This window comes from Bacillus sp. FSL K6-3431, from assembly GCF_038002605.1.
Taxonomy (GTDB): domain Bacteria; phylum Bacillota; class Bacilli; order Bacillales; family Bacillaceae_C; genus Lederbergia.
On sequence record NZ_JBBOCT010000001.1, the window covers coordinates 987,969 to 1,001,569 of the forward strand.

Below are 13,601 nucleotides of genomic sequence, written 5' to 3' on the forward strand. Positions count from 1 at the left end.
CTCCTTTCTTTTTGTCCTGTGCTTCGAATTATTCGTCAATATTAAAACTGTCATTTCTTTCGATTTCCCATAATGGATTCATTGATAATGTGCCAATTGCCTGTGCTGCTTGAAATAATTCATCACTGTTGGCATTCCTACGAACATTATTAAAGGTCTTGCTTTTGTATACAGGCTTATTCTCATCGTCCATGCCGTAATCAAAAACAAGTTTAAGCTTCGTTCCTTTCAAGTATGCTTCAGCCATGTGGTTCACCTCCTTTCACCTTCTTTATAGATGTCACAGCGATTTATAGACACCCTTTAAAAGAAAATGTTAAAATAAAGGCAAATCAATGAACTTAAACGTATAGAATACGAAGGAGTATCGTGTATACTTGTCAGAGACTTTTCAATTTGGCTATAATAGATAGTAAACTATCTACGGTTATTTAATAGGGGTGAAAGATATGCTAGATGGTTGGTTTTTATGGTTTATATTGTTTTGGGTCGTTGTACTTGTATCTCTTTTTGCAATTGGTGGATTTTTCATGTTCAGAAAATTTCTAAAGAAACTACCTAAACAAGATGGCAAATCCGATATGGATTGGGAAGAATACTATGTAGAAAAATCAAAACGTTTATGGACGCCGGAACAAGACTTTTTGCTTGATGAGCTAGTAAGCCCAGTACCAGAATTGTTTCGGGATGTCGCTAGACAGAAAATAGCTGGCAAGATCGGTGAATTAGCAATAAAGGAAAGAGTGAAGAAAATCGAGTTAGATATGGTCATTAGGGGCTATATTATTGCCACACCAAAACGCGACCATAAGTTCCTACGCAAAAAACTCGATCAATTAAATATTGATGTTGCACCATATGAACATTTATTTGAATAACTCCCGCCTAACGACGGGAGTTTCTTTATTGATTTACGGAAAGGGTGATTAACATCAAATATTTCGCTGTTGGTTTTGGTGGAATGATCGGGAGTGTGCTACGCTTCCTCGTTGGAAATATCACTTTTACAGTTATCTTCTTCCCTATTGGAACGTTGCTCGTTAATTTACTGGGTTCTTTTTTATTAGGTTTATTAACTGGTTTCACTAAGAGAACGAATAATATCTCACCAATTATAACTACATGCATTGGAACAGGTATGATTGGTTCCTTTACGACGTTCTCTACCTTTAGTACAGAGGTGGTAACACTACTGCAAGCTGATCACCACTACATGGCTCTAGGCTATGTTATGAGTAGCATCTTCTTTGGATTATTATTGGCTTTCTGCGGTTATTATCTTGGAGTAAAGTCGGATAAGAAAGAAGAGGTGCGTTCATGACAATTTTCCTGATCGCAATTGGTGGATTCTTCGGGGCAATTGCACGGTATTGGACTGCAAATATTCTCCGTTTATTCACTAAACTACCATCTCATATCGCTACCTTAACTGTGAATTTAATCGGTTCTTTTTTGCTTGGTGTCGTCTTAGGCTGGCATATTTTTGAGGAGATGAAACTCTTTTTCGGGATTGGCTTTTTAGGATCCTTTACTACCTTTTCCACCTTTACAGTGGAAAATATAAGCTTGTTAACGGAGAAAAAGTGGCGAAATGCAATTATGTACATACTTATTAGCATAATAGGTGGAGTGATATTAGCCTTTATGGGTATGAGAATAGGCACTCTCTTACTTAACATTTGAAAAAAAAGCAGTATCTCAATGTGAGAACTGCTTTTTTCGGGTTTAATAGATTATTACTCATCCGAAGTAATTAATTTTAGCTAAAATCTTTTATAAGTTATTATCACTAAAATCCTATGAAATCGCCAAAGATGGTTGAAAATAAACTGATAATTAATGTTAATCCATCAAAAAAGAGGATTATTCCCATTAATATCATAATGTAACCGCCGATTTTCATTATTTTTACATTGTGCTTGCGAATCCAATTCATTCTGCTAATAAAGAAAGACAAGATGAAAAACGGTACTGCGAATCCTAATGTGTAGGCCAGCATGTAGATCACACCTGATCCGGGATTAGCTGCAGCAAGCCCTAGTACTGCCATAAGAATTGGACCTGTGCACGGTGTCCAACCAGCAGCAAATGCCATACCGATTAATATGGAACCAACAAAGCCAGCAGGCCGGTTTTTAAATGCAAATTTACGATCCTTCATTAAAAATTCAGGTGAGATTAGGCCGACAACAATCAATCCAAACAAAACAATAAAAATGGCTCCTATTTGTCTGATTAAACTTTGATAATCATGAAAGAGATTACCAATGAAAGAAGAGCCAAAGCCGAGAGCGATGAAAATAATCGAAAACCCAATTAGGAAAAACAAGGTATGCAGCATACTACGCCGTCTAAACATTGCATTTTCATTTTTTAATTCCGAAACAGACATTCCTGTAATATATGACAAGAAAGCTGGGTACAACGGAAGCACACACGGCGAAATGAAACTTAAGAATCCTGCTCCTAATGCTAAAAATAAATTTATATCCCCTGTCATTAATCACAACTCCTGTATAGTTTGACTCCATTCTATCAAAAATCATGATATAAGACGCGCATAACAGATGTGAATCTTTTGTGGCGACCACTAAAGAATTGATTTTAAGTAAATATGCAAGTTGCAGAATCTTATAGCAATCACGACTTTGTTACCTAAAGCTAATTATATTTGTGAACCCTGTTATTATGTTTATTTAACCCTCTTTTTTATGAAAAAGGAAGTAGGCTTACTTAATATACTTTGAAGATGCTCCAATAACTTAAAGATGATGACTCGTTTTATAAAAATTAGCAAAATGAAGCTGTAATTGTGATAGTTATACAACTTTATTCCGTTCTCTTTCAACGTGCAGACCACCACCGCTCTTGAGGTATTGATCCATTCCTTCTGCTGCCCGGTAGGCTAATGCCCTACAGTTTCAGTCCGGTTATAATTACTAAAGTGCTGAGGCATCTAACACAAATATATTATTCATATCCCACATTTGCGAATAGTTATTTACTGCGGAAATTTTGGGATTATCGCCCATGATGGTCCCTCCGCCGAAGTGGCCGGTAGTGAAAGAACCATTGAACTCTGTATCATTTGATATTTTAGCCGCATCGATAGTGTCTACTCCTCTTTTCTTCATTATTTCCTAGCTCTTCTTTACTGCATAACTGCTTAAATTACGTCCCTTAAAATAAAAAGGCAGCCCAAAATTTGGGACAGCCTCCTACCCGTTGATTCTTAGTGAATGACGTTGATACTATCTTTTCCGATAAATGTAACGCCAGAATCAAGATAGCCTAATAAGTTAACATTTACCTGACCACTTAGTCCATTTAACGTATCTATTATTTCTTGTCGATTAAATTTAACCGTTAATTTTTTATTATTGAAACTGTTTCCTTTTCCAGCTAAATCACCGAAAATTGTTTTTCCATCTACATTTAAGCGTACAGCCTTCGCATTTCCTTCAATATTTGATGGTAATTCAATAGAAACAGTCACTGAATTTTTCCCACCCTTACTTTTTAGGTTCAATTTTTGCGGATTTATTTTAACAACTGCTTCCACTACCTCATCTGTATAAATAGTTGGAAACGGTGCTTCATCCATATCATGACCTAAGAAATAGCTTGGATGTGGTGGTTGGTTATACGCTACATTTTGCCATGCAATTGCCAGACGATATTGGGGATCATGCATTAAAGTAGGAATGCGATGTTCCGTTACAGCAGTAGTCGTATACACACGTAGTGCACTACTATCATTTAATCTCCAAATTGCTTCTTCTCTCCAGTCTCCTAATAAATCAGCTTGTAATGCTGGATTCCCTTTTGTCCAGTTGCTAGAAGTAATTTTATCATCCGATAATAAGTTGACTAATTTGTTATTTTTATAGTCCCATTTATCAATTTTTGCAGCACCTAATCCATATCTAGGATGATCAGATGGTAATGATCCATCAAAGTCATGGTCAAGTAATTCGCGTAGTAAATCTCCGTCCCACCAAATTGCAAAATTTGATGTTGGAATATTACTTGATACTTTTTCTCCTTTGGTCGTATAAACACCACCTACGCGACTATCCCACGGACCAGCAATTGCCCATGACTCAGCACCTGGATAACGAGGGTCGACATCAGAGGATACGCCCCTTCCCGTATCTGCACCTGTATGAACTCCCCATATAATTTCACCTGTTTCAGCATCGCGGAAGGACATTCCATATTCAGCACCTTTATTTTCATGAACCTGATAAATTTCTAGACCTGGTCTATTAGGATCTAAATCACCGACATGCTGTGCATCACCATGGCCTAGGCCTGTGTTGTGTAGAGGAGACCCGTCATGATCAATGGCAGCTGCGCCATAAATAATCTCATCTTTCCCATCACCATCTACATCTGCAACACTTATGCTGTGGTTTCCTTGCCCAGCATATAATGCATTATCAGGCTTATTGGTATCAAAATCCCATTGCTTGGTAAGCTGTCCATCCTTAAAGTTATATGCAGCGATAACTGCTCTCGTATAGTATCCACGAGCCATAATGATACTTGGTGTTTTTCCATCTAAGTATGCTACTCCAGCTAAAAAACGGTCCACACGGTTTCCATAGTTATCACCCCATGAATCAACATTTCCTCTAGGTGGGTAGTAATCTGTTGAAGTAAGCGCTTTACCTGTTTCCCCCTTAAAAATGGTTAAAAACTCTGGTCCACTTAATACATATCCACCTGAATTACGATAATCAGCATCAACATCTCCAATGACATTTCCTAATCCATCCTTCGTACCATCAGCTGTTTTCATAACCACTTCAGATTTTCCGTCTCCATCAAAATCATAGACTAAAAACTGTGTATAATGAGCTCCTGCCCGAATATTTTTACCTAAGTCTAATCTCCAAAGAAGGGTCCCATCTAGCTTATAAGCGTCAATATACACATTACCCGTGTAGCCGGCTTTTGAATTATCCTGAGAGTTAGAAGGATCCCACTTTAGGACAATTTCATATTCACCATCTCCGTCTAAATCTCCGATACTTGCATCATTTGCACTATACGTATAGTCGACTCCATCCGGAGTAGTACCGTCTTCTGGCTTTTGAAGCGGAATATCAAAGTAATTGTTACTTAACACTTCTGTTTGATCCTCTACATTCTCTTTACCATTTAGAACCTCACGTAATTCGTAGGAAGCATCAACAGTTCCTTCTGTGTCAACGAAATTCGTGCTTGTAGAAACTGGCTTCTGATTTACTTTTACTCCTTCTCGATATAGGTTAAATGAAATGTTTTCTGAATCATTTCCAAGAAGGCGCCAGCTTAAATAAACCCCCTCGTCCACTTTTACAGCTACTAGGTCACGATTCAATTTCTCCATTTGACGGGCCACCACATTTGCAATCGGTGTTTTCATTTGTTGTGATAACTCAGAGAACCCACCTAGATTTACTGCACTTACTTTGTAGTAATAGTTCATTGTCGTTTGGATATCTTCTGAGAATGATGGTTTAGTAGAAGTTGCCAATAATGAGTATGGCCCATCTTCAGCTTTTGCCCGATAAACATAGTATAAAACAGTATCATCAATTGCATCCCAGTTAAACGAAATCGAATTTTCTTTTGCCTGACCAAGTGAGAGCGAAGAAGGGGGACCCGGTGCATCAACATTTGAATCGACTACAGAAACAGTGAGTGACTCACTATTCGTGGATTCAATATGCCCACTATCAATTTGGGTAACGGTGTATTGATATGTATACCCAAGCTGTGCATTCGTGTCCGTAAATTCTGGACTCTTACTACTACCTATTTTCATAGGATCATCTTCACCCTCTAATGTTCGATAAATATTATAACCTAATGCACCATCAGCTTCTTGCCACTTTAATGACACACTTGACTCCATTCCTACACTAGTATCTACTAACTCTAATCCTTCTGGGGCAATCATCGGAATCACTTCCAATGCGTTGATGCGTCCATTATCTCCAATCAATACATTTAATTGTCCATCACTAACTACTACATTTGGCGATAGCTCAGCATAATTTCCTGTACTCGATGAAATAGAGCCATATGAGACGCCCTCTATTGAAAAACTAGATCGATTAAACGCAATCTCGTCACCAGCAAGGATCTTTACTAAATACTCTCCATTCGGGACATCTACTTTAAATTCATAGTTGCCGTCAATAACAAAATCTCGTCTTAAATCATCTGGATTTCCTCTATCACGATTGGCAATGCTTTTATTAATACCAAAGCCCCTATCTTCACTATAAATCATTGTATTTGTAACTTGAGTATATCCTTCAGCAACCGGACTTGTAGATGATCCAAAATCAAACTTCAGGTTATTACTAACGATTGCTTCCTCTGCTTTTACCTGATGTGAAGATATGGGCGAAAGTCCAGTAAATAGTGACGCCATCATAACAGTACTTGTCAATACGGATAACATTTTCATAAATCCCTTTGCCACGATTAATACCTCCCAATTTAGAATTCTATTTCCAAAGAACAAACAAGTCCTATTTTTTCACCTCCAATTCGAAAAAAGCCCTTTGAAAACCCTTTCATTTTCAAGCGATCTAAGATGAGTAAAACTCTATTATATTTCAATTACTCTGAATTAGAAGTAGAAAAAACAGACTTATATTACTAAATATCAGTGATTTATTATTTATAGAACTGGGTGGGACAAGGGGACAAGTACCTTGTCCTAGAGTCTTTTAATAATTTAAACATTTTAATTAGAGTAATACTCACTTTAGCTTAAGTATTGGTGAATATTTCTTAATCAACGGTGGTATTGTTAAACAAAAGATCAAACGAATCAACTGTGGTTAGGCATGATTGATCAATCTAAAGAACTTCTATTCGATTTTTTTCAGAAGATATATCGTACCATTTTAAAATAAAGATCACTTTTAACGAAGGTGTAGAAAGTAAAGTCTAGGATATCATTCAAATCATCTTGTGTGGAAAACCTAAATTAATTCATTAGCCTTTAAAACAAGTAAAGGTAGGTTAGACCACTTAGCTGGGCTTAGTACTAATTATTAAGTTTTGTCCTTAAATTATGCTAGACTAAACAAAACAAAAACAACACGCTCTAAAAAACGAATGAAAAGGGGTAAAAAATGTTTAAAAAAATATTGAAGCAAATCAAGCAACTCTCTCAAGGCAGCAGCGAGCGAAGACATGGTGGTCATTATCGCCGAGGCAGTAGTAGTGATCGAAGAAATAGGCATTATCGCCGAGGCAGTAGTAGCAGCAACCGACGGTATAAACGTTCTCCAATGAATGGAAGTAACCACTACAAACGGAGGGGGCGGAGCAGCAGCTAATTTCTTCCTCACTTTGGTTAATATTCTTTTTCTTTCGCTTTAAGTGCAGCATGAAGATCAGCTGAAATTTCACTTATTTTTAAATAAGGTTCATTAATTCCTAACAGTCTTTTCAGTAAATTTACGGTTCCCTTTTCTAATGAAAGTTCTTCTGTCCAAGGAAGAGCTTTTTTACTTTTGGAAAAATACGTCGTATAAAGCAAATATAATAGTATTTCTCCTAAATCATAGTAATCTTGTTGTTTCATTTCTAGGATACTTTCTTGTTTGTTATGTAACGAACTAGATGTCGATTGAAGTGGGTCTACCGAAACTTTTTGCCTAGACAAACCAAAATCGATTAAAAAGAGCTCATTATCTTTTAGTAAAATGTTTGGAATACGTAAATCTTGATGGTAAATGTCTTTTTTATGAAGATAATCAACTAATTCAAGCAGTTGTTCAAGAATTTGTAGAGATTCTTTCTCGTTAAAAGTTTTCTTACTAAAAAAAATTTGGTGTTCCAAATTGTCCCCATCAATGAAACTCATTACATAAAAAAAATATTCGTCATATGAAAAAGCTTCATATATTATTGGCATATTTTTGTGGTTCAGTGTACGCAAAACAGAGGTTTCTCTTTCAAACAACCCAACCTCTCTTTTGTTATAACGTTTACTTGGACGGAGCTGTTTAACCACCCTATTCTCTTGTGATTTCAAGTCTTTGCAAAGATAAACAATGCCATAGCTTCCAGTCCCAATAACACTCAAAACCTCGTAGCGATCGTTCAGAACCGTCCCCTCTTTAATAGGTATATCTACAAAAAACTGATAAATTTTTCGAATTGACCGCAAAATAAAAATGTTCCTCACCTCTTCCCTTAAATCAGGATCTTACACATAGCTTAAAACCCCTTAATTAACAATCTCTTGAGTGTTTCTACGTTCAATTTGAGCTCATCAGTATAATTGATTATGAAGTGTAAAAAGTACGCTCATTTTAAAATAATAGTAAAGATGATAGCAGCCGAAACCTTGGAAGCTTCTTCAATTTCCTTAACTGTCATTTTTCGAGAATATATGGTGCTAGCCTGATTTAATTTTAGCTGATTAACATTAGGTCTTCCAGCTTTACGCCCCTTGCTCAGTTGTTTTAGCCAGCCATTGTTCGTTCACGAATAGCAGTATTCTGTTCAAAAACCACTTCTTTTCTCGTAAGGTATCAACAATTTCAACTAAACTTTTGTTAGTTTTTTGTTAACCATAACTATGTAAGACAATGAGTGACTGTATTTGAAGAATATACAAGGAATTAATTGGTTTGTATCATAACAAAACGGGTTATTAGCACAAAAGTGATCTTACTTTAATTCAACGCTTGAAGCAAAAGTGGTTCGTCATATCTCCCCTAAAATTAACTGAAAGGTCACAAGTTTCAAAATCTAAATTTAATAATTCACTATATATAACAGGCTTTTAGGTATTTTGGGTATTTTCGGTAAATCGACTTTGTCTAAAGGGTTTTCAGTAACGTACTCTGCTGTCAAACCCCAATTGAAGAGTGCTTTGATCATCTTAGCCATCGAGTGTATGGAATGCGGTTGTAATTGTGCTTGCCGTTTCATTCTCAAAGAGGCTTTCATAACATGAGTGGTGATCTGATTAAGTTGCGTAATTCCATGATTATTTTCAAGAAGTACGGTTAATTGTTTTGCTTCTTTGATCTTATTAATCATCGTTTTCTTAGTAAAATTTCTAACTTTGCATAATATTTTGTATTCTTCAATTGCTTCTCGTAAAGATAATGACAACAAAAAAATCACCTCCCTGATTGATTTTTCATCAGAGAAGTGATTTTTGTGAATGCGTATAGGAAAATCAAGCAATTTAGCCCATTTTATAAATATGGCTCAAGCGAAACAATGAAACAGATTATGTAAACAGGGTTTCAAACCCTTGATCCAACAAGCTTTACTTACCCTGTTGTTTGTTCATTGCCTGCATCATTTGATTGATTTTCTTTTGCGACGGTTTTTGTCCCATTTGCATCATCATCATTTTTAGCATTTGTTCATTAATTGGTGGATTTTTCTTTAAATATGTCATCATATATTTACGGGCAATGAAAAACCCTAGCGCTACACCGGCAAGCAGTGCAAGTACACCCGTTAAAATGAATTGCCAAAGCATATGAATTTCCTCCTTCATGTTGTCTACAGTCCAGTTTACTCAATACCAATATATTATACAATAACACTCCATTATTTCATACATACTTTCTCTCTTTTACTGCTTTAATCCACCCATAACGATTATTTTCGATATCTACCGCTAAAAACCGACCATCAAATTTGCGAAGTACCTCAAAGAAAATCGACTCTGATTCGAATCCTCCTAAGGCATCAAGCTTGAGGTACCGCTTCTTAATAATCAATTCCGCTCTTTTCTTCCCTTTTGAGGCGTCTATATAGTAAGCCTTCCCTTTAATATGCATGTCCGTTTTTTGAACGGAGGATGATAAATGACGATGGAGCTCTAAGTAAGGTAATGGTTTTGTTATAAAATGAATTTGTTTTTTCACAATTTCTTGTAGATCACCTTGGACTTTTCGATCAGCCACAAACAATTCATAAAATTTATTTTCGCGACCATAAAAGTAATCTGCCACTTCATCTTCTATTAAATAAATGAAATAAGTTCGAGTTTGCATTGAATACACTCCTCAGCCAGCTTCATTTTAGATAAGGATGATTTTATTGTTTTATTTATGTTAAATTATTATACCATGTTCATTGATAGATAATCTTCCTTTCCATCTATAGTTCTATATTAGATTCAATTATCCTTTATTTTCACAAAAAAAAGAGAACCGCTAAAAAACGGCTCTCTTCTCATTTACTTATTATTATAGTAGGGATTTTACACGTTTAACTACATTTCCAACTGTAAATCCGAATTCCTCAGCAATTTTTTCTCCTGGTGCAGATGCTCCAAAACGATCAATTGCTAGTATATCTCCTTCATCTCCCGTGTATCTTTCCCAGCCAAACGGAGATGCCATTTCTATCGCTAAACGCTTTTTAATTGTTTTTGGTATAATAGATTCTTTATATTCTTTCGATTGTTCCTCAAACTTGTCCCAAGAAGGCATACTTACAACAGAAACATAAATGTCTTCTTTTGCTAATGCTGTTTGTGCTTCCACTGCAAGACTTACTTCAGAACCAGTCGCTAAAATAAGGGCAACAGCAGATTCATTTGCAGCAGGAGAAACTACATAAGCTCCTTTTTCTATACCTTGCTTTGCATTTTCAGCTGTACTTGGTAAAGTTGGTAAGTTCTGACGTGATAAGATGAGTGCAGTCGGTTTATGCTTAGATTCCATTGCAGACTGCCAAGCAGCTGCTGTTTCATTACCGTCCGCAGGTCTAATAATCGATAAACCTGGCATAGCCCTTAGTGCTGCAAGTTGTTCAACTGGCTCATGTGTTGGTCCATCTTCTCCAACTGCAATACTATCATGAGTAAATACATATGTTACAGGAAGTTCCATTAAAGCAGCAAGTCTAATTGCAGGTCGCAAATAATCAGAGAAGACAAAGAATGTTCCACCGAACACTTTTAATCCTCCGTGAAGGGCAATTCCATTCATAGCTGCAGCCATTCCAAATTCCCTTACACCAAACCAGATATTTCTGCCAGAATAATTATCAGCACCGTAATCGGATTCACCAGCTATCATTGTTTTATTAGAACTTGCAAGGTCAGCTGCTCCTCCTACAAGCGATGGTAGGTTCTTAGCAATATCATTCATAACTTCACTACTAGAAGCTCTTGTAGCTAAGCTCTTACCGGTTTCATAGACAGTAATATCTTTGTCCCATCCTTCAGGTAAATCTCCAGCGATTGCTTGTTCTAGTTGTGCAGCTAGTTCAGGATTTTCTGCTTTATAATTTGAGAAAAGCTCATCCCACTCTGCTTCTGTTTGTTTTCCTTTATTTACTATTCTTTCTTCAAATACTTCGTAAACTTCAGATGGCACATAAAAATCATCTTCATATGTCCATTGGTAATATTCTTTAGCAAGTCTCATTTCCGCCTCGCCAAGGGGTGCACCGTGAGCATCAGACTTACCAGATTTATTTGGAGCACCGTAACCAATCACTGTCTTCACTTCGATTAATGTCGGTTTCGCAGTTTCGTTTTTAGCTGCTTCAATTGCATTAGCAATTTCCTCCAAATTATTTCCATCTTCCACTCTTATATAATGCCAACCATAAGCTTCAAAGCGGCCAGCTACGTTTTCAGAGAATGATTTATCAAGTTTTCCATCGAGTGTAATATCATTTGAATCATACAACATAATTAATTTCCCAAGTTGTAAGTGCGCTGCTAATGACACTGCTTCCGAAGCGACGCCTTCCATTAAGTCCCCATCTCCACAAAGTGCATATGTATAATGGTCCACTACCTGATGATTATTTTTATTATAAACTTCAGCTAAATGGCGTTCTGCCATTGCCATACCAACTGCCATACCAATTCCTTGCCCAAGTGGTCCTGTTGTAGCCTCTACTCCAGGCGTAAATCCATATTCAGGATGTCCAGGAGTTCTACTACCCCATTGGCGGAAGTTTTTAATATCATTCATCTCTACTCCATAGCCAGACAAATGAAGCAAGCTATATAGCAACATAGAACCATGACCTGCAGATAAAACAAATCGATCACGATTAAACCACGCTGGATTTTTCGGATTATGATTCATAAAGCGAGTCCAAAGTGTGTATGCCATTGGAGCTGCTCCCATAGGCAATCCCGGATGACCAGAATTAGACTTTTCGATTGCGTCAATTGATAAAGTTCTAATTGTGTTTACTGCTAATTGATCTACCTTTTCAAACATTCATATCAACCTTTCTCTCCATTTTCTCTCTTCTATAATAGTGGTAATTTGTTGAATTAACAACCTTTTTAAATTTTCATGTAATTATTTGTATGAGAACCATACAAATTACCTCCGCTTTGTCTCCATTTCATTGTGACTCACTTCAGTATTTTTTGTTCTTCTAGTACAGATAAGAAAGTTGTTAATAAACGATGTTGGTATATGTTATTTCAGACTTTTACCATGAATATCGCTGTGTAGACATCTTGAATCCAGACAAAGATAAGAATTTCTTACCAATCTCGTATCTATAAACACCACTTATAGCCTTACAAAAAAAACCGGGAATTCCGGTTTAGTGTAATTTCTTTATTCCCTGTAACTTTTTCACTTTATCTGGAGTTACATCTTCGCCATTCGCATCATATACACGTACATTTTCAATTGTTTGTGTCATGGAAGCACGAAAGGTTTTCAAATATTCTGCCCTTAACTTTGATTGTTCTTTCGCCTCAGAGGATGTTAACTTTTGTGTTTTTGCTTTTTTGGCTAGCTCATTAATTCTAGCCAGTTTTTCTTTTGGCAACATCTTTAAAACTCCTTTTACGATTACATTTGGTCAAGAGCCAAACCCAATCGATATGTCATTAATTAAAACAAATATACTAAAAAAGAAGACAGACATCAAATCATCTATCTTCTCATGAACTATTTGTATTTCCAATCTGTTCTGTTTCAAGCGTATACTCTTGAAATCTTCTATGTACGGTAGCTTTAGATACATCATATCCAAAACCTCTCATCGTCGCCGCGATTTCTGCAAACGTAAGACCATTTTTTCGGAAGCGAATTATTTCCTCCAAGGGGACATCCTTTCGATCTCTCCCCTCAACATTTCCTTTGTTTTTTAAATTTTTTTCAGGGCGGTATCCCCGTGCTATCGCACGCTTCATTCCCTTTTTAATTTTAAAATTATGGAGCTTTCGCTGATGCTCTTCAACCATACTTATTATGTCAAGAACCATTGAATCTGTTTCAGAAATCTCAAGTTCACCATGGTGAGAAAAACTATATAATTTCACGCCTGCCTTCATTAAGCAATGTAACAATGCGATTCTTGCATTCCCTCTACCAAGTCTTGTTTCATCTTGGATAAGAATCGCATCGATATTTTCTTTTTGAATTTTTTCCAACATTATCAATACGCCCGGTCGATCTAACTCGTAGCCGCTAAACCGATCGCAAATAACTGAATCGACTTCTAAATTCCATTTATTCGCCGCTTCCAAAAGTTCTTCCTCTTGCCTTATTAGGGATGTTTCCTGTGTTTCTTTCTCTGTACTAACGCGGCAATAAATAATTGCTTTCACTTTTGTTCCACAT

15 protein-coding genes are annotated in these 13,601 nt (G+C 36.5%); 3 read left to right on the top strand and 12 right to left on the bottom strand.

Annotation, left to right across the window (positions count from 1 at the left end; translation table 11 throughout):
* Positions 1 to 28 precede the first annotated feature (28 nt).
* Positions 29 to 247, bottom strand: a complete 219-nt coding sequence (locus MHB53_RS05010) for a DUF1659 domain-containing protein (protein WP_340916041.1) — start codon at positions 245 to 247, stop codon at positions 29 to 31.
* 202 nt (positions 248 to 449) lie between these two features.
* Between MHB53_RS05010 and MHB53_RS05015 the strand changes: the two genes are divergently transcribed.
* The 3 genes from MHB53_RS05015 to crcB (MHB53_RS05025) are packed head-to-tail and all read left to right on the top strand — an operon-like array spanning position 450 to position 1,683.
* Complete coding sequence (locus tag MHB53_RS05015; RefSeq protein WP_340916042.1) at positions 450 to 878, top strand: DUF2621 domain-containing protein; 429 nt, start codon at positions 450 to 452, stop codon at positions 876 to 878.
* Between the two features lie 44 nt (positions 879 to 922).
* A complete protein-coding gene (gene crcB, locus MHB53_RS05020; protein ID WP_340916043.1) occupies positions 923 to 1,321 on the top strand; it encodes a fluoride efflux transporter CrcB in 399 nt (132 codons plus the stop codon).
* On the top strand, positions 1,318 to 1,683 hold the full coding sequence (gene crcB, locus MHB53_RS05025; RefSeq protein ID WP_340916044.1) for a fluoride efflux transporter CrcB: 366 nt from the start codon (positions 1,318 to 1,320) through the stop codon (positions 1,681 to 1,683). Before crcB (MHB53_RS05020) ends, crcB (MHB53_RS05025) begins: the two co-directional genes overlap by 4 nt.
* 106 nt (positions 1,684 to 1,789) lie before the next feature.
* Here the strand turns inward: crcB (MHB53_RS05025) and MHB53_RS05030 are convergent, their stop codons facing one another.
* The 11 genes from MHB53_RS05030 to MHB53_RS05080 all read right to left on the bottom strand — a co-directional run bounded on the left by MHB53_RS05030 (position 1,790) and on the right by MHB53_RS05080 (position 13,588).
* The gene (locus tag MHB53_RS05030) at positions 1,790 to 2,500 is read right to left on the bottom strand and encodes a cytochrome c biogenesis CcdA family protein (protein WP_340916045.1); all 711 of its coding nucleotides are present in this window, start codon (positions 2,498 to 2,500) and stop codon (positions 1,790 to 1,792) included.
* Positions 2,501 to 2,939: 439 nt separating this feature from the next.
* Entirely contained in the window at positions 2,940 to 3,134 is a 195-nt protein-coding gene (locus MHB53_RS05035; protein ID WP_340916046.1) for a GMC oxidoreductase, read from the bottom strand.
* Positions 3,135 to 3,232: 98 nt separating this feature from the next.
* Positions 3,233 to 6,466, bottom strand: coding sequence for a rhamnogalacturonan lyase family protein (locus tag MHB53_RS05040; protein ID WP_340924478.1), 3,234 nt, complete (start codon positions 6,464 to 6,466; stop codon positions 3,233 to 3,235).
* A 613-nt stretch (positions 6,467 to 7,079) separates the two neighbouring features.
* Positions 7,080 to 7,361: a hypothetical protein gene (locus MHB53_RS05045; RefSeq protein ID WP_340916047.1), complete on the bottom strand. Its 282-nt coding sequence runs from the start codon at positions 7,359 to 7,361 to the stop codon at positions 7,080 to 7,082.
* A 5-nt stretch (positions 7,362 to 7,366) separates the two neighbouring features.
* Positions 7,367 to 8,203 (bottom strand): serine/threonine protein kinase, encoded by an 837-nt coding sequence (locus MHB53_RS05050; RefSeq protein WP_340916048.1) that lies wholly within the window; start codon positions 8,201 to 8,203, stop codon positions 7,367 to 7,369.
* 575 nt (positions 8,204 to 8,778) lie between these two features.
* The gene (locus MHB53_RS05055) at positions 8,779 to 9,144 is read right to left on the bottom strand and encodes a hypothetical protein (protein ID WP_340916049.1); all 366 of its coding nucleotides are present in this window, start codon (positions 9,142 to 9,144) and stop codon (positions 8,779 to 8,781) included.
* A gap of 157 nt (positions 9,145 to 9,301) precedes the next feature.
* Positions 9,302 to 9,520 (bottom strand): YneF family protein, encoded by a 219-nt coding sequence (locus MHB53_RS05060; protein ID WP_340916050.1) that lies wholly within the window; start codon positions 9,518 to 9,520, stop codon positions 9,302 to 9,304.
* Positions 9,521 to 9,596: 76 nt separating this feature from the next.
* A complete protein-coding gene (gene sirA, locus MHB53_RS05065; protein WP_340916051.1) occupies positions 9,597 to 10,040 on the bottom strand; it encodes a sporulation inhibitor of replication protein SirA in 444 nt (147 codons plus the stop codon).
* A gap of 195 nt (positions 10,041 to 10,235) precedes the next feature.
* Positions 10,236 to 12,236 (bottom strand): transketolase, encoded by a 2,001-nt coding sequence (gene tkt / locus MHB53_RS05070; RefSeq protein WP_340916052.1) that lies wholly within the window; start codon positions 12,234 to 12,236, stop codon positions 10,236 to 10,238.
* A gap of 337 nt (positions 12,237 to 12,573) precedes the next feature.
* On the bottom strand, positions 12,574 to 12,807 hold the full coding sequence (locus MHB53_RS05075) for a DUF896 domain-containing protein (protein WP_340916054.1): 234 nt from the start codon (positions 12,805 to 12,807) through the stop codon (positions 12,574 to 12,576).
* Positions 12,808 to 12,919: 112 nt separating this feature from the next.
* On the bottom strand, positions 12,920 to 13,588 hold the full coding sequence (locus MHB53_RS05080) for a YneB family resolvase-like protein (RefSeq protein WP_340916055.1): 669 nt from the start codon (positions 13,586 to 13,588) through the stop codon (positions 12,920 to 12,922).
* Positions 13,589 to 13,601: the final 13 nt, after the last annotated feature.